The organism is Gardnerella bivia (genome assembly GCF_049262715.1).
Lineage (GTDB): Bacteria > Actinomycetota > Actinomycetes > Actinomycetales > Bifidobacteriaceae > Bifidobacterium > Bifidobacterium vaginale_A.
This window is the reverse complement of the sequence record NZ_CP058399.1, coordinates 299852-323468: the sequence shown is the minus strand read 5'-3', so window position 1 is coordinate 323468 and position 23617 is coordinate 299852. Positions and strand designations below refer to the sequence as shown.

17 protein-coding genes and 2 tRNA genes are annotated in these 23617 nt (G+C 38.1%); 17 read left to right on the top strand and 2 right to left on the bottom strand.

The features are described from left to right. Positions 1–31 precede the first annotated feature (31 nt). Positions 32–2794, top strand: a complete 2763-nt coding sequence (valS, locus tag HXT27_RS01530) for a valine--tRNA ligase (protein WP_422113181.1) — start codon at positions 32–34, stop codon at positions 2792–2794. A 106-nt stretch (positions 2795–2900) separates the two neighbouring features. Here valS and relB read toward each other — a convergent pair whose 3' ends face one another. Next, positions 2901–3143: a type II toxin-antitoxin system RelB family antitoxin gene (gene relB / locus HXT27_RS01525; protein WP_075523830.1), complete on the bottom strand. Its 243-nt coding sequence runs from the start codon at positions 3141–3143 to the stop codon at positions 2901–2903. A gap of 112 nt (positions 3144–3255) precedes the next feature. On the opposite strand from relB, the gene argS reads away from it, so the two are divergent. Next, entirely contained in the window at positions 3256–5052 is a 1797-nt protein-coding gene (gene argS, locus HXT27_RS01520) for an arginine--tRNA ligase (protein WP_103043425.1), read from the top strand. 296 nt (positions 5053–5348) lie between these two features. Further along, a complete protein-coding gene (gene brnQ, locus HXT27_RS01515) occupies positions 5349–6833 on the top strand; it encodes a branched-chain amino acid transport system II carrier protein (protein WP_296156697.1) in 1485 nt (494 codons plus the stop codon). A gap of 20 nt (positions 6834–6853) precedes the next feature. Here brnQ and HXT27_RS01510 read toward each other — a convergent pair whose 3' ends face one another. Continuing rightward, a complete protein-coding gene (locus HXT27_RS01510; RefSeq protein ID WP_103043427.1) occupies positions 6854–7201 on the bottom strand; it encodes a phenylpyruvate tautomerase MIF-related protein in 348 nt (115 codons plus the stop codon). 80 nt (positions 7202–7281) lie between these two features. Here HXT27_RS01510 and HXT27_RS01505 point away from each other — a divergent pair, with 80 nt between their 5' ends. From HXT27_RS01505 to HXT27_RS01440, 14 genes are all read left to right on the top strand, one after another. Beyond that, positions 7282–7803: a GtrA family protein gene (locus tag HXT27_RS01505; protein WP_103043428.1), complete on the top strand. Its 522-nt coding sequence runs from the start codon at positions 7282–7284 to the stop codon at positions 7801–7803. Positions 7804–7808: 5 nt separating this feature from the next. Further along, positions 7809–8501: a histidine phosphatase family protein gene (locus tag HXT27_RS01500; RefSeq protein WP_103043429.1), complete on the top strand. Its 693-nt coding sequence runs from the start codon at positions 7809–7811 to the stop codon at positions 8499–8501. Between the two features lie 178 nt (positions 8502–8679). Continuing rightward, the gene (locus HXT27_RS01495; RefSeq protein ID WP_103043430.1) at positions 8680–9630 is read left to right on the top strand and encodes a hypothetical protein; all 951 of its coding nucleotides are present in this window, start codon (positions 8680–8682) and stop codon (positions 9628–9630) included. A 104-nt stretch (positions 9631–9734) separates the two neighbouring features. Further along, positions 9735–11297: a glutamate--tRNA ligase gene (gene gltX / locus HXT27_RS01490; RefSeq protein WP_075523926.1), complete on the top strand. Its 1563-nt coding sequence runs from the start codon at positions 9735–9737 to the stop codon at positions 11295–11297. Positions 11298–11604: 307 nt separating this feature from the next. Beyond that, positions 11605–11677, top strand: a tRNA-Glu gene (locus tag HXT27_RS01485). A gap of 40 nt (positions 11678–11717) precedes the next feature. Continuing rightward, positions 11718–11789: transfer RNA gene (locus tag HXT27_RS01480), tRNA-Gln, on the top strand. A gap of 178 nt (positions 11790–11967) precedes the next feature. After that, a complete protein-coding gene (locus tag HXT27_RS01475; protein ID WP_422113180.1) occupies positions 11968–12522 on the top strand; it encodes a cysteine hydrolase family protein in 555 nt (184 codons plus the stop codon). A gap of 319 nt (positions 12523–12841) precedes the next feature. Beyond that, entirely contained in the window at positions 12842–15214 is a 2373-nt protein-coding gene (locus HXT27_RS01470) for a choice-of-anchor M domain-containing protein (RefSeq protein ID WP_103043432.1), read from the top strand. A 194-nt stretch (positions 15215–15408) separates the two neighbouring features. Continuing rightward, positions 15409–16563 carry a choice-of-anchor M domain-containing protein gene (locus HXT27_RS01465; RefSeq protein WP_103043534.1) on the top strand — a complete coding sequence of 385 codons (1155 nt, stop codon included), beginning with the start codon at positions 15409–15411 and terminating at the stop codon, positions 16561–16563. Positions 16564–16580: 17 nt separating this feature from the next. After that, positions 16581–18713 carry a choice-of-anchor M domain-containing protein gene (locus tag HXT27_RS01460; protein ID WP_075523822.1) on the top strand — a complete coding sequence of 711 codons (2133 nt, stop codon included), beginning with the start codon at positions 16581–16583 and terminating at the stop codon, positions 18711–18713. A gap of 106 nt (positions 18714–18819) precedes the next feature. Beyond that, a complete protein-coding gene (locus HXT27_RS01455; protein WP_230955937.1) occupies positions 18820–20580 on the top strand; it encodes an anchored repeat ABC transporter, substrate-binding protein in 1761 nt (586 codons plus the stop codon). A 36-nt stretch (positions 20581–20616) separates the two neighbouring features. Then, on the top strand, positions 20617–21480 hold the full coding sequence (locus HXT27_RS01450) for an anchored repeat-type ABC transporter ATP-binding subunit (protein WP_230955929.1): 864 nt from the start codon (positions 20617–20619) through the stop codon (positions 21478–21480). Beyond that, positions 21481–22350, top strand: coding sequence for an anchored repeat-type ABC transporter permease subunit (locus tag HXT27_RS01445; RefSeq protein WP_075523820.1), 870 nt, complete (start codon positions 21481–21483; stop codon positions 22348–22350). Positions 22351–22548: 198 nt separating this feature from the next. After that, positions 22549–23433, top strand: a complete 885-nt coding sequence (locus HXT27_RS01440) for a lysophospholipid acyltransferase family protein (protein ID WP_075523819.1) — start codon at positions 22549–22551, stop codon at positions 23431–23433. Positions 23434–23617: the final 184 nt, after the last annotated feature.

Below are 23617 nucleotides of genomic sequence, written 5' to 3'. Positions count from 1 at the left end.
GTTGTCGCGCTGAGTTTCTAATATTCAGTTCATGAGCGAACAGGTTAATAACGTAGTAAAACATGCACATTTAACGCCTTTGCCTAATAAAGTTGGCGTTGATGGTCTTGAAGATAAGTGGCGTAACAATTGGGAAGAAGCCAAAACTTACGCATTTCATAATTCTCGCGACCGTAAGGCCGTATATTCTATTGATACCCCACCTCCAACTGTAAGCGGCCACTTGCATGTAGGTCACGTGTTTTCATATACGCATACAGACGTGATTGCGCGTTATAAGCGAATGAAAGGCTTTGACGTGTTCTACCCAATGGGTTGGGACGATAACGGTCTTCCAACTGAGCGTAGAGTGCAAAATTATTATGGTGTGCGAGTTGATACATCGTTAAAGTATGATCCAGATTTTAAGCCGCCATTTGAAGGAACTGAAGGCAAGAAGATTGATGCAAAAGATCAAGTGCCTGTAAGTAGACAAAACTTTATTGAGCTTTGTGAACGTTTAACTTCTCAAGATGAAAAGTTATTTGAAGCTTTATGGCGTAGGCTTGGTCTTTCTGTTGATTGGTCTCAAACTTATCACACAATTGGAGAGCATCCTCGCAGAGTTGCACAAAAAGCATTCTTGCGCAATCTTGCTCGTGGAGAAGCGTATCAGAAAGATGCTCCAGGATTGTGGGATGTTACTTTCCAGACTGCAGTTGCACAAGCTGAGCTTGAATCACGAGAGTATCCAGGTTTTTATCATAAGATTGCATTCCGCTTTGAAGATGGCACTCCGATTTATATTGAAACTACGCGTCCAGAATTGCTTGCTGCTTGTACTTCTTTGATTGCAAATCCAGATGACGAGCGATATAAGAAATATTTTGGTCAAGAAGTTTACTCACCATTATTTAAAGTGAAAGTGCCAATTTTGGCGCATTCTGCTGCTCAAATGGACAAGGGTGCTGGCATTGCAATGTGCTGCACTTTTGGTGACGTGACTGACGTTGAGTGGTGGCGTGACTTGGATCTGCCAACTCGTCCTATTATTCAGCGCAATGGTCGCATTGTGATGACGGCTCCTGACTGGATTACAGACGAATCTGGTCGTGAAATGTTCGAGAAGATCGCTGGCAAAACCACATTCTCTGCTCGCAAGGAAGTTGTTGAAGCTTTGCAAGCAGCTGGAGATATGGAAGGCGATCCAAAGCCAACAAAGCGTATGACGAACTTCTATGAAAAGGGCGATAAGCCTTTGGAAATCGTCACTTCTCGTCAGTGGTACTTAAAGAATGGTGGAACAGACGAAAAGCTGAACGCGGAGCTTATTGAGCGCGGTAAGGAACTTAACTTCCATCCAGATTTTATGCGCGTTCGCTACGAGAATTGGGTTCATGGTTTGAACGGCGACTGGCTTATTTCTCGTCAGCGTTTCTTTGGTGTGCCGTTCCCTCTTTGGTATCCAATAAACGAGAATGGGGAAGTGGATTATGCTAATCCTTTGACTCCTTCAGAAGATCGTTTGCCAATTGATCCAACTATTGATGTTCCTGAAGGATTTGATGAATCTCAGCGTGATCAGCCGAATGGTTTTACTGCTGAGCAAGACATTATGGATACTTGGGCTACATCTTCCTTAACTCCACAAATTGTGACTCATTGGCAGGAGCCAGGCGAAGAAAATCAGGCTTTGTTTAATGCGACTTTCCCAATGGATTTGCGTCCACAAGGTCAAGATATCATTCGTACATGGCTGTTTAGTACTGTTGATCGTGCTCATCTTGAAAATGGTTGCCTACCTTTCAAACATGCTGCGCTTTCTGGTTGGATTCTAGATCCTGATCACAAGAAGATGTCTAAATCTAAAGGCAACGTTGTTGTGCCAAATAAGCCAATTGAAGAGTTTGGTGCAGATGCTGTGCGATATTGGGCAACTTCTGCGAAGTTAGGTTTGGATGCAACTTATGACGAAGGTCAAATGAAGATTGGCAGACGCCTGGCGATTAAGCTTTTGAATGCAACTAAGTTTGCGCTCGCGATTGGTCGAGAAGATGATGAGCATCAGGTTCTCGAGTCTGCTAACGCGGACTGGAATTTTGCTGATGTTACTGAAACTTTGGATCGCTCTGTGATGGCAAAGCTTGCTGAAGTTATTCGCACGTCAACTGACGCGCTTGAATCTTATGAGCATTCAAAGGCTTTAGAGGCGATTGAAACCTTCTTCTGGGAGTTCTGTGACGATTATATTGAGCTTGCAAAGAATCGCGCATATGGAACTGCAGAATCTACAGGACGAGTTCCAAGTGAATCTGCTATAAAATCTGCTCGAACAACTCTTGGTCTTGCACTTGACGCTTTGGCTCGCTTGTTTGCTCCTTACTTGCCTTATGCTACTGAGGAAGTGTGGAGCTGGATGCATGACGGCGAAGGCTCAGTACATCGCGCTAGCTGGCCGTGTGCTGATGCTTATGAGAAAGCTGCAAACGGAGTTTCTGCAGACACTTTGGCTTATGCAGGTGAAGCTTTGGCTGCTTTGCGCAAGATTAAGTCCGAAGCAAAAGTTTCTATGAAGACTCCTATTTTGAGAGTAACTTTGAATGTTGCAGAAAATGCTTACAAGGCTGTTGAAGACACTTTGGATGACGTTGCGGAAGCGGGACGCGTTACTGGAGAAGTAAAGCTTGATGCTGTTAAGGCTGCAGTTGCTGCTGATACTGAATCTGCTGAAAATTCTGCAGAATCTGATGCATCTAACGTAAACGTTTCTGTTGCTCAAAGCGAACTTGGTGAACCTCCTGCAAAAAAGAAGTAATCGCAAGTAGTCGCAAATAATCGAAAATAATTAATTGCAAAACAAAAGCGCTGGAAGCTAATCTTCGACTCCAGCGCTTTTTGTGTATTTAAATACTTAAGCATAATCACTTATTTTCTTCCAAATCAAGGCGCTTCACCACATCATCGAGTGGAGATGTTTCTAATTCTCCACGTTTGTATGCTTCAATATCTGCCATTAGTCCATATTCATGTTCAAGTTCATCGATTTGAGCCTCTAGCGCTTGATTCATGTAAAATGAACGAGTGCGGTGAGTGGTTTTAGCGAGCTGATCATAACGATCTAAAACGTTAGAGGGTACTCTTAATCCTGTAATTGTTGCGACCATTTTTAATCTCCATTGTAAAACATGTAAAACATATATTACACTATATGTAGAATAATGCAATCCAATACACTGTAATCACGAAGCATCGCATGGTAACGATAGACTGTAAACCATGAATCCAGAAAGCTTAAGTGAACTTATTGAAAAAATTGCTAAAGATTTAGTAGCAAATGGTGTTGCAGGTAATTTAACACAAGATTTAATTCCTGATGCAAACAGTCTTGCAGTTATGCGTCCAAAAGATCGTGCTCATGGTGATTGGGCTACGAATGTTGCTATGCAACTTGCTAAAAAAGCTGGTATGAAGCCTCGTGATTTGGCTGAGCTTTTTGCGCAGCGTTTAACTAAAGCGCAAGGTATTGCATCCGTAGAAGTTGCAGGTCCAGGATTTATTAACATAACTCTTGATTCAGCTTCCGCTGCAGCAATTGTTGATGAAGTATTAAAGCAAGGTTCTAATTTTGGTAAGAACACTCATTTGAGTGGAAAAACTTTGAATCTTGAGTTTGTTTCTGCAAATCCAACTGGTCCAATTCATATTGGTGGAACTCGTTGGGCAGCTGTGGGTGATTCTATGGCTCGAGTATTGCAAGCGAATGGCGCAAAAGTTGTACGCGAATATTACTTTAACGATCATGGTGAGCAAATAAATAGATTTGCAAAGTCGCTTGTTGCAGCTGCTCACGGTGAAGAAACTCCTGCAGATGGATACAAGGGCGCATATATTAACGAAATTGCTGATGCTGTTATAAAAGAAGCTAACGCAGATGGTGTTGATGTTCTTTCCTTACCTCGAATTGATCTTGGAAAAGACGCGGAAGGTCTGCCACTTGGTGAAGGTGATTCAGAACAAAGAGAAGAATTCCGCAAGCGTGCAGTCCCAATGATGTTTGATGAAATCCGTAAATCTATGCGAGATTTTCGTGTGAAATTCGATGTTTGGTTCCATGAAAATAGCTTGTATGAAGATGGTGAAGTTGAGCGTGCTATTGCAGATTTGCGTGAGCGTGGAGACATTTTTGAAAAAGACGGAGCAACATGGTTTGAATCCACTAAGCATGGTGACGACAAGGATCGTGTGATTATAAAGTCTGATGGAAACTATGCTTATTTTGCTGCAGATATAGCGTACTATCGCAACAAGCGTAATCGCGAAAAGAATCCTGCAGATGTTGCAATTTACATGCTTGGTGCAGATCATCATGGTTACATTGGTCGAATGATGGCTATGTGTGCAGCTTTTGGCGATAATCCTGGCGAAAATATGCAAATTCTTATTGGTCAGCTTGTAAACGTTATGAAAGACGGCAAGCCTGTTCGCATGAGTAAGCGCGCTGGAAACGTTATTACGATTGACGACTTGGTTGATGCTATTGGTGTTGATGCTTCTCGCTATTCTCTAGCTCGCACGGATTACAACACTAGTGTTGATATTGATTTAGACTTGCTTGCTTCGCATAGTAACGACAATCCTGTGTATTACGTGCAATATGCACATGCTCGTAGTTGTAATGTTGCGCGAAATGCAAAAGATGCGCAAATTTCACAAGATGGTGCTGATTTGAGCTTGCTTAATACTGATGCAGATGGTGAAGTTTTAGCTGCTTTGGCTCAATGGCCTGCATCTCTTGCTCAAGCTGGAGATATGCGTGCTCCTCATAGAGTTGCGCATTATCTTGAGGATTTGGCTGCAAGCTATCACAAGTGGTACAACCTTGAGCGAGTAGTTCCAATGGAATTAACTGATTCAGAAAATCGTTTGCCAGAAGAAGAGCGCGAAGCAGTTCGAATTGCAAAGTGTCCTGAGCCTGCTCGCGCTGCAGCTCGCTTAAAGCTTAATGAAGCAGTTCGTATTGTAATAGCTGAAGGTCTTGATTTGTTAGGAGTTTGTGCTCCAGAAAAGATGTGATTTAGCGTTTTATATTTAGTTTAGGTATATTTGATTAGTTTTTCTCTTAGTTGAAGGTGCTAACTTTTATGTTAGCGCCTTTTTTATTTTGAAAATTATATTTTTAATTTGTTGAGTTTAATTTGTTGAGTTTAATTTGTTGAGTTTAATTTGTTGAGTTTAATTTGCTGAGTTTAATTTGCTAAGTACATGCGAATGATTAAGATACCTCTAATATTATTTTTTAACGCTGATTTTGTAATTAGCTGTGAATTAAATAATATGTGTCAAAAATTTCACTATTAGGAGGTGTAAGCATGAGCGTCACAACACAAAGTGTCAGCACAGACAGTGCTCCAACAAAGAAGAACTTGACTATTATTGAATCCACGTATGTGGCGGTTATGCTTTTTGGCATGTTCTTCGGCGCAGGAAATTTGATTTTCCCAGCGTTTATCGGTTCGAATGCAGGAACAAATTCTGTTCCAGCTGCTATAGGATTCATTATTACGGGCGTTGGATTGCCACTACTTGGCGTTACTGCTCTCGCTATGAGTCGAGTTAGTGGATTATTTGAATTATCTAGTAAGCCTGGTAAAAGGTTTGGATTATTCTTCACTTGTCTTCTTTATTTAACTATTGGACCTTTATTCGCAATTCCTAGATGCGCTAGTCTTTCATATACTGTTGGCTTGGAACGCATTGTGCCTAACGACAATAATTCACAGTTATATTTGTTAGCATTTTCTGCTGTATTTTTTGCTTTAGCATTTTTCTTTGCAATGAAACCGAGTGGAATTCTTACGTGGATTGGTAAAGTTCTAACTCCAATTTTTCTTGTTTTCCTTGGAATTTTGGTATTTACTGTATTGCTATCTCCTGTTAGTGGTGCGTCTTTAAATGCGTCACCTACTCAGGATTATTTAAATCAGTCATTTTTCACTGGTTTCTTAAATGGTTATAACACAATGGATGCCTTGGCAAGCTTAGCTTTCGGCATTGTTGTTGTACAAACTGTGCGTCAATTTGGCGTAAAAGATTCTAAAGATGTTGCTGTAAATACTGCTAGATCTGGTTTATTTAGTTGTATTATTATGGCTGTTATTTATATAGCTATCGTTGCTGTTGGTTTGAAAAGCAGAATTACTTTTAGTCCTTCAAAAAATGGTGGAATAACTTTAGCTCAAGTATCTGAATATTACCTTGGTCAAATTGGATTATATGTGCTTGCTGCAACTGTTACTCTCGCATGTTTGAAAACGGCAGTTGGCTTAATAGCAAGTTTTTCTGAAACTTTCTCGAAGCTTTTTCCTAAAGGCCCTTCTTACTTGGTTTGGGCTATTTTGTCTACTCTTGTATCGTTTGCGCTCGCTAACTTAGGTCTGACTAAAATTATTGATTATGCAGTTCCTGTTGTAATGTTCTTGTATCCATTGGCAATTGTTATTATCCTGCTATCTTTATGTAGTCGATTATTTAATGACAGTAGGATTGTTTTTGCATGGACTATTGGATTTACTTTTATCGGTGCAATTTATGATTTTTGCAATACTTTACAAAAGATACAGACTTCTATAAATCTCAAGCCTGTTCTTAAAATATTTAGCGAATGGTTGCCGTTCTCCGATAAAGGCTTAGCGTGGATTTTCCCTGCTTTACTCGGTTTTGTTATAGGTATAGTGTGCAGCTATCTAAATGATAATAAAGCTATGGCTGAAATTGTGAAATCTTCTGTTGCGCCTGGCGCTCAAGGTAGTGTTGCGAGTGATGACGATTTTGATGAGAACAACGTGAATGTGTAAAATTCGCGTATGTATTAGTATCAGAAATTGCCTCCGTTCCAGCCCCAGTCGCTAGTTGCAGTGTAGCGAATGTATGTGCGATCTTGTGGAATTCCAAGTTCGCGATTTAGTGCTGCCATAATCTGCTCTGTCAATTTTTCCCAAGCAGATCCTGGTACGCTAGATCCGAAAACGTTTACTTCAATGTAAGCAGCAGGTTTAGAGTTATCTCCTGCGAAGTAAATTGGCATATTATCTTCGAATGGGCACATAAGCCAATGTTCGCTTTTTCCTGGAATTGCGCTGATGGCTTTTCCATAAGCTGCTTTTAATGCTTCGCGTTGTGCTTGAGTTGTGCTTACTGAAACGTGAGTATGAATGACTGGCATAATCTTTCCTTTATCTTTATGAATTTGTAATACAAGATAATTATAGTATTTTGTTAGCCTCCGCGTGTTTAATGGAATACATGAAGAAACTTATTGAACAAGTTGTGAAATTTGGTATTGTTGGCGTTATTGCGCTGATTATTGATGTTGCTTTACTTAATTTGCTTATGTTTGTAAATGTGAGCAATGTGATTGCTGGAACAATTTCATTTATTATTTCGCTTATTTTTAATTACATTGCTAGTATGAAATATGTTTTTAAGCATCGCGAAGATATGGCTCGTTGGATGGAGCTGTTGATTTTTGTTATTTCTGCAGTTATTGGTTTGCTTATAAACGATGTGATTATTTGGGCAAGTACTTTTGGAATGGCTGCATCTATGTGTAAAACTACGATTTATGTCTTTAGAACCAATATTGGAAAATTTGTTGCAACTGTTGTTGTTGCTGTATGGAATTTTGTGATTCGCAAATGGCTTCTTGATGATACTAAATCGCAAAAGTCTAAAGATGTCGATACTGGTGTGGCTGAAGAAGATACAAGTTTTGCTCATAAATTAGGAATGTGGTCTTTGAAGAATACTCCAAAAGGGTGGGAATAATTATTATGACATCTACAACAATTCATTTTGTGCGTCATGGTGAAGTTGAAAATCCGAATCATGTATTGTATGAAAGACTTCCTGGATTTCATCTTTCTGAGCATGGCTTTAATATGGCTAGAGTTACAGGCAATTATATTGCTAATTCTGTGCAGTTTCGTGGTATTACTAAAATTTATTCTTCTCCTCTAGATCGCACTCGTGAAACAGCGCGTGAAATAGAAAATGCGTTGCTAAATATGCCTGATTGCGCGTATGTTTCAGTTAATAACGTAAAAGATAGCGTGAAATCTTTTCAAAGCAGCATTATATTAGATGATCGTTTAATCGAAGCAGGAAATAATTTTCGTGGTAAGCGAATCGGATTTGGCGAAGGCGCATTGTGGAAAAATAATAATTGGAAACTTGTTGTGAATTTATGGCGTCCAAGTTGGGGAGAAAGTTATAAAAGTATAGCTAAAAGAGTGTCTGATTTTGCGCGCGAGCAAGTTAAGAATCACCCTGGAGAACAAATTGTTGCAGTGACTCATGAATCTCCAATTTGGTCTTACAGACACATGCTTGAAACAGGTCATCCAGAACATAATATGTTATTGCGTAAAACTGCTTTAGCGTCTATTACTTCAATCACGTATGATTGCGAAACTATGCGTGTGCTTTCAATTTCGTATGTAGATCCTCAAAAGTTTGCGAAATAGAGAAATAAAGCGAAATAGAGAAATAGTGAAGTAAAATACGTGAAATAAAAAGTGCTAAAAAGCAGTAAAAAGTGCTAAAAAGAAATAAAAAATAATATAAAAAAGTGCGAAATTTTAGTAATTTAGATTAAAATTTGTATTTGTAATTTGAAGTGATAATGCGAAGGAGCGTTATATTATGCATAATTCTCAAAATCAGGATTGTGAAAAATCAGATTTACTTAAGGACGCATCCCAACGTGCATTAGAATTAAAATCGTTATGGCCGCTTGTAGAAGCTCGTTATTTAGATAATGATGCAAAGTATGCTGAGAATCTCGAAGTTCGAGCTATGCATATGATTTCTAGGATTCTTACAGGTCTTGATGTTACTGTTCCGGATGCTGAATTTGTATATGAGGGTGCAGATGAAATTCCAGGACGACCTCAAGAAATAGTTGATTCGCTGCTATCTGTTGCTGATGCATATGACGGAATGGAATCTTGTTATGAGCCTAATTATGAAAATGCAGATGCAGGAATTCATGAAAGTAATGCAGATGCAGGAATTCGTGAAAATAATAAAAGTAATAGTAGTGAAATAAATTCTATTTTCTTTAATCTTCAATCTCATATTGATGAAGATGTCAATGCTATCAATAGTGTTGCTAATATCTTGCAAGTAAAAGGAAATTGGAATTCTCAAGATTTGCAATATGCTATAGAATATGCAAAACAACAAGCGCGTGATTATGAAGATTGCGCAGAATCGCAAAAAATAATTGTTGTTTTATGTATTCTCAGAACGCTAATAGCGGATACACAAGATATTGACGCTACTTTGCCTATTTTCTTATATATTAACGAAGTGTGCGAGTGTGTTGGAATACCTCGAATGATGTTCAAAGATAATCAATGGATTGAGCTTGTTGATTGCGTCCGTAGTAGTGAACATATTTCAACGTTAGTTGATTTTGCTGCTCCTATTCTTATTGATGAGTGGGCTAAGCATAGAGAAGATGTGCTTTGGGATCCAGAAGTTGCTAAAAAACTTGCAAAAGAAGAAGATGATAGAAAATCTCGTGAAGCTCTTGCAGCTAAGTTTGCTCATATAGAAGGGAATAAAGAATCTACTCAAGCTTTAGATTAAATAGGTAATATTTTAAGTAGTTTCGAATCTTACGATGCATGCCATTTGTTGAAAGTTGTACTAAGCCTGCGCTTGCGCTATGCACGTCCTCAATGCAGGGCACAATGGAACTTATGACTGATATCGAGGAAACTCAAAACGTTGCAAATAATGCAGCTAAATCCGAAAAGCCACAATTGCCTGAGCATGTGCGTGTTCGTTTCTGCCCTTCTCCAACAGGTACACCTCACGTAGGTATGGTTCGTACTGCACTGTTTAATTGGGCTGAAGCGCGACATACTCATGGTACATTGTTATTCCGTATTGAAGATACTGATAATGAGCGTGATAGTGAAGAAAGCTATCAGCAGATTTTAGATGCTCTCCGTTGGCTTCATATTGATTGGGATGAGGGCATTGATGCAGCTGGTAATGATGGTCCATATCGTCAATCACAGCGTATGGAAATTTATAAAGATGTAGCGCAAAAGCTTTTTGAAGCTGGTTACGCTTACGAATCATTCTCAACTCCTGAAGAAATTAAGGAACGTAATATTGCTGCAGGTCGTCCTGCTGAATTTGGCTATGATGGCTATGATCGTAATCTTAGTGAAGAGCAGAAGCAAGCTTTCCGAGCAGAAGGTCGTAAGCCTGCTCTTCGTTTAAAGATGCCGAATGAAGACATTACTTTTAACGATTTAATTCGTGGTGAAATCACTTTTAAGGCTGGATCTGTTCCTGATTATGTTATTGTGCGCCCGAACGGTGATCCGCTTTATACTCTTACGAATCCTGTTGACGATGCGTTAATGGATATAAACGTGATTTTGCGCGGAGAAGATATTTTAAGTTCTACTCCTCGCCAAATTGTGCTTTACCGTTATCTTATGGAAATGGGTATAGCTAAGGAAATGCCGCTTTATGGTCATATGCCTTATGTTATGGGTGAAGGTAAGAAGAAGCTTTCTAAGCGAGATCCTGAATCTAACTTGTTCTTGCATAGAGATAATGGTTTTATTCCAGAAGGATTGCTTAATTATTTGGCTTTGCTTGGATGGTCAATTGCTCCAGATCGTGATGTATTTACTATGGACGAAATGGTTGAGAAGTTTGACGTTAGAGATGTGAAAGCAAATCCTGCACACTTTGATTTGGATAAAGCTATTTCCATTAACGCTGAGCATATTCGTATGCTTGATTCTCAAGATTTCTTGAATCGATCTGTGCCATATTTATACAAAGATGGTGTAGTTAGTGCAGATAATTGGGATGCTTTAACTGATCGCGAACGTGAAGTGTTAAGCGCTGCTGCTCCTCTTGTGCAGCCTCGCGTTCGTTTGCTTGGTGAGGTTGCTGGTATGGTTTCAAGCTTGCTAAGTGAAGATGGTTACATTGAGCCAGATGATGACGCTCGTAAGCAGCTTAAGGAATCTGCTGGCGAGGTCCTTGATGCGGCTCTCGCTTCCTTGAAGTGTGTTGATTCTTCCGATTGGCATACTGATTCTTTGCATGAGTTGCTAAATAAAAAGCTTGTTGAGGAAGCTGGTTATAAGCCACGTCTTGCATTTGGACCTGTGCGAGTAGCGCTTTCTGGTCGCAGGGTTTCTCCACCACTTTTTGAGTCTATGGAAATCGTTGGCAAGGATGTGACTTTAGCTCGTTTAGCTGGTTTGCGTGAGCATTTGTAAATAAGATTTAAGAGTATTTGTAAAGAGTTTATTTTGAAATAAAGTTTATTTTGAAATAAAGTAAGATTTATTTCTTTACTTATTTCTTTTATTTATTTCTAAGATTTATTGCTCTTTGCATTGCGCACGTATTTATTTTATTTCAGTGCTTTGTTTCACTGTGTTTCAGTGGATTCAAAGCACTGTTTTATTTTTTATTGTTGCTTTTTTATTTTTGCTTTTTCGACACGCCGCTGTTGCGTAGTGTTGCGTTATGTTGTAGACTCGTCATTTGTTGCGTCAAGAGGCGTAGCTTATATAAATGAAAGCCCCCGTCGTCTAGCGGCCTAGGACTACGCCCTCTCACGGCGCCAACACCGGTTCAAATCCGGTCGGGGGTACGAAGACGGAACGGTCTTAATAGCCGCGAAGCCTGCCAATTGGGGTATGGTGTAATTGGCAACACAGGTGATTCTGGTTCATCCATTCTTGGTTCGAGTCCAGGTACCCCAGCGAATAGCTCTCTTAGTCGAGAGCTTTTATATTATTTATTACAATTGAGCCAGCAATTGAGTTGATAATTGGGCTATCAGTTGAAATAAAATCATAGAATATTGTAAATAAAGAAATCGTGCTATTTGCAACTTTGTTATTTGCAACTAGTTTTGCAACTTTCATACAAGGAGTTAGTATGAAGAAAGCCCTTATTAACATTGATTACACAAATGATTTCGTAGCTAGCGATGGCTCACTTACTGTTGGAGAGCCTGCTCAAAAGCTAGAAAAGCGTATTACTCAAATTTCGAAAGAATTTTCTGATTCTGGCGAGTTTGTTGTTTTTGCAATTGATACACATCATTTGAACGATCCATATCATCCTGAAACCAAGATTTTCCCACCTCATAACATCGCTGGAACGCACGGTCAAGAGTTATATGGTTCGCTTGGTGATTTTTATGAGGAGAATAAAGATAAAAATAACGTGTATTATATTCATAAAACTCGCTATTCTGCGTTTAATGGCACTGATTTGTTCATTAAATTGCGCGAACGTCATATTGAAGAGTTGCATTTGGTAGGTGTTTGCACAGATATTTGCGTGTTGCATACTGCTGTGGATGCTTATAATCTTGGATTCAAAATCGTTGTTCATAAAGATGCTGTTGCTAGTTTCGATGCAACGGGCCACGAGTGGGCTTTACGTCATTTTAAGACTTGCCTTAATGCTGACATTGTGGAAGGTTAGTTTTTATTTATTTATAATTTAACAATAGCTTAATTAACGTCTGTAGTCTTATTCTGCAGACGTTTTTGTTTGTTTATTTTTGTTTTTTGTGGGGGGGGGTAACTCGAAATAACCCTGTTTTTGTATTTTATTATTTTTATTTTTCTATGTGTTTTTTTATTCGTTTTCCTTTTTGTGCGACACGCCATGCGAATCAGCTTGACTACTAATGAGAATCATTATTATTATGGATAAACGTTATAAAAATCTTTGCTTTATTCGTAATAAATTGCGTATATAAAAGCTAAGAATATTAAGTGTAGAGAGTGAAATAATAATTATGGCTCATGTAGTGAAAGCTGCGTTAAAGCGCGCGTTTGCTTTTTCAAGCGTAGTCATTCTTGCATTTGCGATGCTCGTATCTGGATTAGGCTCATCAGTATTAGCATATGCTGATGTTGATGATACTCAGAATGTTTGGGTTGGTAATGATGATGTTAGGGGCGATCAGTATCTTCCTGAAGAAAAAGCAGCAATTCAATCGGGTCATGTTGACGCTTTTTATTCATTCCAAACTAGCGCAAATAGTGATCTGTTAATGGGTCTTAGCTATGGGAATGTAATTTATTCTCCTAAAAATGTGACGATGACTATTTCTGATTCGTCATTTTATACTTCAAATCTTCCTTACAAAAATGCTGGAGATATACCTTTTAATACGTCAGATGGCTATTGGCGTTTGAACGGTTCGGGAAATAAGCAGAGTAGCGAAGTATTTCCTGGCTGGGATTCATCTAATTCTCGTTTTTCTGTAGGAGCTAAAGATACTAGCGATGCCTGTGCAGATATAGTAATTGATAAAGTTATTGGCCCTGAAGGTGGACGCGTTCTTGCTTGGACTCAAAAAACAAATGATAATAATGAAACTTTTGCGTCATCTTTAGAAGCGCATGATAAAGATGACGAAAGTGTATCTGGAAGTCGATTCGTAATGCCTGGCATTATACATCAGTCAATGGTTGGCCATGAACATGCTGATTGGGTTTTTACAAAGCCGGGAACTTATAAAATTAGTGCTTACACAATAGTAAAAAATAAGAAAACAGGCAAAACTTTCACTTCAAAGCATGCTACGTATACTTTCGAAGTAAAAGCTAATAAAACACATGCAGTTTCAAGTAAAACAGAAACTTTGCAGATGGATCCTAATCGCGTTCCTCCAACAAAAGATCCTAAATTTGTTGAAGAATCGTTGTCTGGCAGTACTCATTGCAAGGATGATGACAGCAATATTTGCATTGTTGGCGTGAGAAATACTGGTTCACATCCGCATTACCATTCGTATGAGCCGGGTGGAGAAGTTACTCTTTCTGTGTATTTGCCAAAATCAATACGCGGTAAAAAAGATACGATGCCATCTTGGACGTATATTCGAGAAGACGAAAAAGGTCCTGATTTTTCATATGATTTTAAGAGCAATCTTCCAGTAGGGGATAGAGATCCAGATCTTAAAGAAACATTTAGTATTCCAGCAGAGCCTGCATTAAATGGAATGCTTGTTAATGCAACGATAAGTGGCGGACTTGAGTTGGGATTAGGTTTTGGAGATGATAGAGATACTGTAAAAATTGTAGTAGATGATCATGGTGCTGATGGAAGGCCTGTAGTTGCTGCAATTGGTAAGATGAAGCCTCTTGAAGTTGGAGATACTTTAAAACTTAAATCTGTGCTTTATAGCCCTAGAGTATCTGTTCTTAAAGATAAAAAACAAGATCCAGATGTTCAAGTTACTTCTATAGTAAAAAGGCATGTTTGGCTTATTAAAAAAGACGGAGAAACAAAATTTAAGTACATACCTAAAGAAGAAGGTAAAACCTTAAATTTGAAAATTGATAAAAGCATGGATGGAGCTATTATCAGATCTTCACTTGTTCTCGAAAATGGCGAATTGTACAGAAATGAAGAATTCAATGATTTTACAGATTATCAAATTTTTTTGAAGAATTCTGAAAAAGAAAATAATCATGAAAATAATCATGAAAATCAACAGGAAAATCCTGATGAGCATTCTCATAATAAGAAACGCAATCGTAAAAAATATAATAAAAAGAACAATAGGAATCGTAAAAATAATAAGAGAAAGCACAAAGGCGATAATAATTTAGATGAATTAGATTATGAGGATGAAGATTTTGATAATGACTTTAATTTAAATAATCAGAATAACCGGAATAATCGGAATTCTCAAAATAAGTCGAATCATTTTAGTAATAATCCTGTGCAACTTATTTCTTCGAATAATGGCAATAATTCCAATCGTTTCTTTAAAGGTTTTGGAAAAAATCTTAAAGGTAAGAAGACTCTTGCAAGCCTTGTGAATCGAAGTTATAAAAAATCGCATAAGAATAAGAAAAAGAAAGTAGTTTCTTTGGAATCTTATAAACATTCAAAGCACAAGAATAGTAAATCTCATAAGCGCTCAGGTGATGATTTTGCTGATAGTGACGAAAGTCAATCTGGTAGTAATAATTCATCTGACTCAGACGAGTATGAGTCAAGCTCGGAAGATAGTGATTCATATGGTTCTAATGGTGATACAGAAAGTCACGCAACTAAATTTATAGCTGTTGCTACTGGTACAGCTTCAGTTGGGTTGTGCACAATAACAGGATTGGGAATGTATCTTATAAGGACAAAGATGAAGGTTTTATAGGAATTGCAATCTTGGCTGTAAGCGCCCTAAAAAGTTAAATTGAAGCGCCGATGACGCGTTCAAAAATGTAAAGCGCGATGTAAGAAACTAAAGAAAAGCAATTAAATAGCAAAACAAAGAATTAACAAAAATTAACAAGTTAATCAAAATAATCAAAAATTAACAAGTTGTAAAGCGTAAAGACGGTGATAATTATGAATACTAAAAAGCATTATGTTATGACATCAATCATAGCAGCTATTTCAATTCTTTTTATGATTATTTCGATGTCCGTGTTGCCATCGCCTCTTTTCCAAGAAGCTCATGCTGTTACTAGTAATCAGCCAGTTATGATGCAAGCTGGGCACGCTGATTTTGGTCCAACTCTTTCGGGTGGAAAGTGGAAAATTCAGATTCGTGATGATACAGGCGATGACCCTGTGTGGAGAGATCCTGAAAACGTAGTATTTCGTTTAGGAAATAGCTCAATTGTGCCTATGCCGGATGATTCTACTTATGCGTTTATTGGTGAGAAGCCTGGAACTAAGCTTTATGTGATCCCTCAAACGCAAAATCAAGATGTTGTTTGGCTTGGTTGGAATACTCAGGAAGGTGGAGTGTTAAACGAGCTTGATCGAGGAGCTAATCTTTCGCTTGACGGCGTTAGTGGTCCTGGTAAATTGCATGTTTATCTTGAAAACGGGAATAATAATCCTCAACAATTGTGGGATAGCACTAAAGGATATCCTCAAAATACTTGGATTGAAACTAATGCTCATACGCATGTTAATTGGGTGTTTTCTAAGCCTGGTGTGTATCATGTAAAGCTTACTTTCTCAGGAAAATTAAAGAATGGTCGTAAGGTAAGTGATACTCGTTTGCTTAATTTTGCAGTTGGTGAAAACACTAATCCGCAAGACGCTTTAGCTGCATCTAGCGCGTCTGGAAAATCTTCTTCACAAAATAACAATGAAAGTGAAGAGGATTCAGATGAGAATGAATCTGAAGATGATTCTGACGATAGAATAAATGAGCCAGATGAAGCTTATTCAAAAGATAATAAAAATAATAGTAGTAAGCGTAATCGTAAACATAAGAAAAAAGACGATACTTCTTTAGTAATTGCTCAAATGGTGACTGTTACTTTTGTTCTTTTGCTAATTATTGTAATTATTTTCCTTGTTATTGCTGTAGTTAAAACTAAAAAAGCTAAAAAGCTTGCTATTGAGCAGCGCTTGATGGCTCGTGCGAATAATTCTGGTGAAACTGTGGATTCAAGCAGTTCTGTGGATTCTTCTAGTTCTTCTGAAGTTTCTTCTGACTCTTCTATAGATGAGCAAATTCAAGAAACGTCAATATTGCCGAGATGATTGAAGGATGCTAAATCATGTTTAAAAAAGTTCTTAGTATTCTTAAAAAAGTATCTAGTGTAGTTCTTAGTGGAATTATAGTTTCTAGTTTTGCAGCATCTATTTGCGTTATTCCCGCAGCAGTTGCTGATCAGAATGATTCTGAAAATTTGCAGTCGTCTAATGAGAAAGCTTGTGTTGCTGCACAGCTTAAAAATTCTGATTTGAAGCCAAGTGCGAATAATAGTGCAAAAATTTGCAGAGTAAATAAAGGGCATACTGACGTTTTTGCAACTTATAAAGATGTCAACGGAAATCTTGTGCTTGGAACAAGAGGTGATTCTTTTCCTGGTAGTGATGCAAATGGCATTCGATATAATTCCTCGTTAGTTCGATTTGTTGTTGGCAAGAAAAGTCGCGAAAGAAAAAATAAAGTATTTTCTTTCGTAAAGCAGAATGTGAAATACGTGTATCATCTTCCTTCTCAAATGAAAGAAGGTAAATTATATGCAGGTGTTTCTACTGAAACTTTGGGTGAAAATTCTAAGATTAAAAGTGTGACTTTCAGTTTTGTTAAAGCCAATATGCCTAAAAATGGCGCAGTTTATATGGCTGGCAAAGATGATGACAAAACACTAAAACATCTTGGAACTGATGGCACTGATTTTCCAAGCGAATACAGTGTGAATGGCAATGCTCACGTGCATATGGATTGGATTTTTACAGCACCTGGAGTGTATGTTTTAACAGTTAAAGCTGTAGCTTTTACTTCTGATGGTAATACTCTTGAAGATACGCAAGATTACACGTTTGAAGTGGATCTCAAGCGCGCTAAAGAAAATTCAGAATATGATTTTGAATCTTCCGATAATTCTGATTCTGGCGATTCTGGTGATTCTAGCGATTCTAACGCGAACGCGAGTGAAAATAATAACGATGAGAATAATAATTCTGAGTCTGAAACCGAAGACGAAGGTTCGCAAGATGATAGCGAAGATGAACAGGGTTCTCAAGACGAGAGTGAAGACGGGAGTGAAGACGATTCAGAATCTGAAGATGAATCGATTGACGATGAAAGCGGCTATTTCAACAATAATGAAGATAGAGAAAATCGGCCTGTTAAAGCTAAATGCTTAACTTTTAAAGATATAAAGCATAAGCTTAATGCTCTTGTTATTAGTAATGGTCATGCGGATATAGCTTCTTATACTTCAAACAGTGGGCTTTCTCTTGCTGTTCAAGAAGATGTCACTGGACAGCATGTTATACGACATCCTCGTACAGTAGTTTTTTATGCTGGACAATCATCTAAAAGAAATAACGTTTGGAGATTGCCGCAAACGCAGAAAAATGGAGTTCCTTGGGTTGGATTTAACAATCAAAATCTAAGTCCTCATACTTCTACAACTATGTATTTAGCTGCTATAAAAGGTCCTGGAAGTGTGCGCGTATGGTTGCAAGGTAGTTTAGGTGAACGTCCTAGTGAAATGTTTTCTAGTAAAAGAGGTGCCAAGAAGTGGTATAAAATCCCTGCTAATACGCATATGCATGCTAATTGGGATTTTTCTAAAGCTGGTTATTATACTTTGACTTTCGCTGTTAAAGCAAATGGTTCAATTTCTAAAGAAAAATTCCATTTTGCTATTGGTGTTAATCCTAATAAAATGCCAATTTCATGTTCTGTAAAAGGTAGTCTTGAAGAAGATGAAGGTGAAGAGGAACTTGTAAAGCCACTTATAGCTAATCATGAACCTGAAAATATAGTAGACGATATAAGACCTGTTGCTACTTTCGCTAATAGTGCTAGAAATGAGCATAGAGTTATCAATGCTAGAAGTGGAAGGTCTTTAGGTATTTCTTCTGGAAGACGTTTAGATAAATCTTTGCGTTCATCTTCAGATAAGTCAAAAGGGTTAATGCCTACTGTTTCTTTGAGAAAATCAGATAATAAAAATGCTTATAATGCAAAGTTTGAAGATGAATCGATTGATGATGCTTCAAATAGTGGAATTATTGGTTTCTTTAAGCATAAGACTTTACTCGCTTATTCTATTTTAAGTGGCAGTGTTATTGCTCTTTGCGCAGTAGTCTATTTAGGCGTATATGTATTGCGCAAGTACAAGATTATTAGTCTTAATAGCGGCTTTATTAGTATGATCTTTGGTAATTAGTTTGGTGGTATTGGAAGTGGCAATTAAGAAGTTGTTTTATGTGGATCTATTTAAAGCTATGATTTCTTTAAAAGCACGCGTGTTTTTTGTGATTATAGCTATGATTATGCCACTTTCAGCATGCAGTAATGTGAGTAATTATTCAAAATCTGGTCATAGAGATGGTCGAATAAATGTTGTAACAACTACTGGCGTATTGAGAGATATGGTTGCAAATGTTGCCGGAGATGCTGCAAATGTAAGTTCTATAGTTCCAGATAATGCAGATCCGCACTCGTATGAGCCTCGCTTGCGTTCTATACGAGATGTTGTTTATGCGGATGTTGCTTTTAGTAATTACATGATGCTTGAGGAGCATGGCGTGATTACTGCTTTAGATGCGAATTTGCGTAAAGGTGTGCCTAATGTGCAGCTTGCAGAAGAAAGCGTTAAGCATGCTGCAGATATTATTCCTATGGTAGAAGATGTGTCGTTGGATACTATTTGGCTAGGTCTTGCTACGGAGCGTATGGCTGTTCAAAGTTCTAATGTATTGCAAAGTTCTAAAGTTTCGGATAATAACAGTGGTGCTGGCTCAAGTGGAAATAGCTCAAGTGTATCTAGCTCAAGTGGATCAGTAAAGCAGCTTAAAAGTTTGAATAAGAGTGAAAAGTTTTCTCAATCTTCTCAATCTTCTCAGTCTTATCAGTCTTCTCAATCAAATGCGCCTTCTACTGTAACAAAACAGGGTCGTGCAACTGTGCTGAAACCAAATGCATATACTATGAGAAGATCAGATAGAATCCGTTTAACAGCTACTAAAGTAAAAGGTCCTGGATCACTTTTTGCTTATCTTACTGGAACTTTTGGTAGCGTTGAAACTTACATTAACTCAGCAAATGGAATTAACGATGAGGATCATGTGGATTTGCCTGCAGATGCTCACACGCATTTAAGTTGGGCTTTTAGTAAGCCTGGTGAGTATTTGCTCGATTTTCATGCAGACATGTTGAATGCTCAAAATGAGAGAGTTGCTAGTTTAGGAAATACCACTATGCGATTTGCTGTTGGTATTAACGCTCAAAAATTGGCGAAAACACGCTCAGCTCGAGTAGTTTTGAATAAAGGTCATGCTGATTTAGCTTATGATTTAGCAAAACGTGGGTTTCTTTACAGAGTTGATACTTTGCAAGAGAAGCGGTCTGCTGCACCTAAGCGTGTTTATTATGAACCTAAAGATGTAGTTGTGGAAGTTCCAACTAATGCACTTAAAGAAATTCCAGCAGAACAAGGTTATAGATTCCTTGGAAGCGCAAGACAGAAAATTTATCAACTTCCGCAAGCAGTTTTAGGTAAACATGTTCATGGAGATATTGATCCACATTTGTGGCAATCAGTAAAAAACGGTATTGCATATGTGCGAACTATTGCTGACAGATTGTGTGAAGTAGATCCTAAAAATGCAAATAAATATCGTGCTAATGCAGATCGCTATATTAACAGGCTTCTTGATGTTGATGCCTATATGCGTAAAAAAGTTGCGTCAATACCTAAAGAACGCCGCAACTTAGTCACAACTCACGATGCTTTTGCTTACTTAGGTAAGGCTTATGGTGTAAATATTGCTGGATTTGTAACAATAAATCCTTCTAGCGAGCCGAGTGTGCAAGATAGGCGTAGGCTTTCGCAAATTTTACGCGATTTACAAATTCCTGCAGTATTTCTAGAGCCAAATCTTATATCTCGCTCATCTGTGTTAAAAGAATTAGCTTCTGAAGCGCGAGTTAAAGTATGCCCAATTTATGGCGATGCTTTTGATTCGCATGTTCGAAGTTATGAAGATATGATGCGTGCGAATGCGGATTCTTTAGCAAATTGTTTGAAGTGAATTTAATTACTAATTTTTGAAATGGTAGGGAAGTTTATGAAAAATAGTGAAAACATTGTGATTAGCGCGCAAAATCTAAGCGTATCTTATGCAAGTAGAGAAGTTGTAAAAGACGTTTCGTTTAATATTAAAAGCGGTGAATTCGTGGGATTGCTTGGTGCGAATGGTGCTGGTAAAACTACGCTTTTTCGCGCGATTATGGGATTGATTCCTCATGCAGGTAATCTTGAAGTTCGTTCGCATGAACTTAGTAATGATGATAATTTTATCAAACGAAATATTAAGCGAGTATCAAATATTGGATATGTTCCTCAACGTCACGATATTGCGTGGGATTTTCCTCTTTCGGCTTTTGATGTAGTAATGATGGGACGAATTAGGCATATTGGATACGCTCGAAGAGCTAGAAAAGAAGATTATATTGCAGCTCTTAATGCATTAGATCGTACTGGAATGGCAGATTTTCGAGATCGTACTATTGGAGAACTTTCTGGAGGTCAGCGTCAGCGTGTTCTAGTTGCTAGAGCTTTAGCATCACAACCGCGTTTGTTATTGCTTGATGAGCCTTTTACTGGTCTTGATATGCCAACTCAAGAATTACTTACAAAGTTGTTTTCAGATTTATGCGCTTGTGGCGAGTCGATTTTGATGAGTTCACATGACATTATTGGTTCTATGAACTCTTGCTCAAGAATCATACTTTTTGACGGAAGTATTGTGGGAGATGGAGTTGCGAAATCATTAAGTGTAGATCAGTGGGTTAAAACATTTCATGTGTCTAAAGATAATCCGCTTATTCAAGCAGTACAGCGCGTTAAAAGCCAAGAAAATACTAGTGAGATGTGTGATGGTAGTTGCGTGCACGAAAATAGTAAGACTTTTAATGGATTGGAGAAGTAAATGCTTACGCCTATTGAATTTATTCAAGATTTAACGAATCCAGACTTATGGTTTTTACTAAAAGCACTTATAGTAGCTTGCCTTTCAAGCGTAATTTGCGGTGCTGTTGGATGTTATGTAGTTCTTCGCGGAATGGCTTTTATTGGAGATGCTGTAGCGCATTCTGTTTTTCCTGGTCTTGCAATAGCCTTCGTTTTGCAAGGTAATTTGCTTTTAGGCGGTGCAATTGCAGGAGTTGCAACAGCGTTAATAGTGTCAATCTTCAGTCAAAATCGTCGGTTGCGCGAGGACTCTTTTATTGGCGTATTCTTTGTTTCAGCATTTGCTCTCGGAATTGTGATTATTTCTAAAGCATCTGGATACGCTGGATCTTTGGAATCATTCTTATTTGGCTCTATAACTGGTATTCCAGATTCAGATATTGTTGTCGTTTTTATTACAGGTTTGATAATTCTTACATTGCTGTTTATATTCCATAAAGAACTTGTATGCGTGTCAATGGATCGCGAAACTTCACGCGCAATGGGTTTGCCTGTTTCTATGCTCGATGGGATGCTTTATGTGATCGTTGCAGTTGCTGTTGTTGTTTCTGTGCAAATAATAGGTAATGTTCTTGTGCTTGCTCTTCTTATTACTCCTGCAGCAACAGCTCGTCTTCTCACAGATAGATTGTCTATAATGATGATTCTTGCTCCTGTAATCGGTTGTGTTTCATCTATTCTAGGAATGTATATTTCGTGGAGTTTTGATACTGCTACTGGTGGAACGATTGTGCTTGTTGCAACAGTCTTCTTTGTGCTCGCCTGGATTGCGTCACCTAAACACGGTCTAATTTCAAAAGTTTTTTCTAACAGAATACGAAATAAATAAGTCGAAATTTTAGTTTGTTTACTACGCTATTAAATGAGTTTATTTTACTACGCTATTAAATGAGCGCATGTTTATGTAATAAAAGTAAAATACATAATAAGAAATTTTATTATATTTTTATTGTATTTCGTAAATATGCTTTTAATTCATAGTGTCATAGTGTCATAGTGTGTTTATAGCATGCTGCACAATAGTTGTATGGTATCAAAAGGAAAACCTTCACCGAGAAGTGCAGTTAAGCCACTCAGTGATGAGCAGGTAGAGTATCTTTCGAAAAAGCATAATTTAGTTGATCCAACTTACTATTATCCAACTGGCGAGCGCAAAGTAGCATACGCAGAAATAAACGCTCAAAATCCAAAAGCAACTGAACGATTACTTGAAGGAACATCTCGCGTACTTCGTTCTAGATGCAAAGTAAAAGCGTGGGGGTTAGAGAACGTACCAGAAGATGGCGTATTTATAACTGCTTGCACGCACGTTACTATGTTTGACGTTTTTATACCAATGACAGCGCTATTCCACCAAGGACGCAGACCTCGATATATGGCTAAAGCGGAGCTTGCGAGTTGGCCGATCTTAGGCAAATGGTTTCAACTTGTTGGCATGCAACCTGTGCCAAGAAGAAGCGGAAAAGCGCGCGAAATTGAAGAAGAATCAATCAAAATTCTAACGAATGGAAGGCCTTTAAGTATTTGGCCAGAAGGCACTTTAACAAGAGATCCTCAAAAATGGCCAATGAGCATGAAGCCGGGAATTGGTATTATTGCTCTTGAAGCATCTAGAAGGCTTGGACATCAAATTCCTCTATTTTGTGCTGTAGTTTGGGGAGCTGCAAGTATAAACCATTGGTGGCCTTGGCCTAAGAAAAACGTTGTAATGTGTTATGATACTCAGCTTGATTATTCTGATCTTCTTAACGATATGGATAATTGGGGTCAAATGCCTCCAATGGATGCAGCTGAAGAGCTTGCAAGACGCGTGCGAGTGCGTATGACGCAAATTATGGAAGAGATTCGCGGAGAAAAAGCGCCAGCTGGATACTTTGATTACAAGCTTATGAAAAGAGTTGAAGAAGATTAGTTTCTCGTTTTAATTCGTGATTCGCGTTTTTATGCATGGTTATTGTGAATTTTGATGCGTGCTTTTGTATGAAGCTTAATGCATGTTTTAGTTCGTGTTTTAATGCGTAAAGTGTCGTGTGTAGAATTATGAAATAGTGCGTTAAAAAGCCAAGAATACAAATATTTGCCGAAGATTTACAACC

Coding starts and splice junctions, on each gene's coding strand:
- valS (WP_422113181.1), top strand. CDS start 32: ATGAGCGAACAGGTTAATAACGTAGTAAAACATGCACATTTAACGCCT.
- relB (WP_075523830.1), bottom strand. CDS start 3,143: ATGGTCGCAACAATTACAGGATTAAGAGTACCCTCTAACGTTTTAGAT.
- argS (WP_103043425.1), top strand. CDS start 3,256: ATGAATCCAGAAAGCTTAAGTGAACTTATTGAAAAAATTGCTAAAGAT.
- brnQ (WP_296156697.1), top strand. CDS start 5,349: ATGAGCGTCACAACACAAAGTGTCAGCACAGACAGTGCTCCAACAAAG.
- HXT27_RS01510 (WP_103043427.1), bottom strand. CDS start 7,201: ATGCCAGTCATTCATACTCACGTTTCAGTAAGCACAACTCAAGCACAA.
- HXT27_RS01505 (WP_103043428.1), top strand. CDS start 7,282: ATGAAGAAACTTATTGAACAAGTTGTGAAATTTGGTATTGTTGGCGTT.
- HXT27_RS01500 (WP_103043429.1), top strand. CDS start 7,809: ATGACATCTACAACAATTCATTTTGTGCGTCATGGTGAAGTTGAAAAT.
- HXT27_RS01495 (WP_103043430.1), top strand. CDS start 8,680: ATGCATAATTCTCAAAATCAGGATTGTGAAAAATCAGATTTACTTAAG.
- gltX (WP_075523926.1), top strand. CDS start 9,735: ATGGAACTTATGACTGATATCGAGGAAACTCAAAACGTTGCAAATAAT.
- HXT27_RS01475 (WP_422113180.1), top strand. CDS start 11,968: ATGAAGAAAGCCCTTATTAACATTGATTACACAAATGATTTCGTAGCT.
- HXT27_RS01470 (WP_103043432.1), top strand. CDS start 12,842: ATGGCTCATGTAGTGAAAGCTGCGTTAAAGCGCGCGTTTGCTTTTTCA.
- HXT27_RS01465 (WP_103043534.1), top strand. CDS start 15,409: ATGAATACTAAAAAGCATTATGTTATGACATCAATCATAGCAGCTATT.
- HXT27_RS01460 (WP_075523822.1), top strand. CDS start 16,581: ATGTTTAAAAAAGTTCTTAGTATTCTTAAAAAAGTATCTAGTGTAGTT.
- HXT27_RS01455 (WP_230955937.1), top strand. CDS start 18,820: ATGCCACTTTCAGCATGCAGTAATGTGAGTAATTATTCAAAATCTGGT.
- HXT27_RS01450 (WP_230955929.1), top strand. CDS start 20,617: ATGAAAAATAGTGAAAACATTGTGATTAGCGCGCAAAATCTAAGCGTA.
- HXT27_RS01445 (WP_075523820.1), top strand. CDS start 21,481: ATGCTTACGCCTATTGAATTTATTCAAGATTTAACGAATCCAGACTTA.
- HXT27_RS01440 (WP_075523819.1), top strand. CDS start 22,549: ATGGTATCAAAAGGAAAACCTTCACCGAGAAGTGCAGTTAAGCCACTC.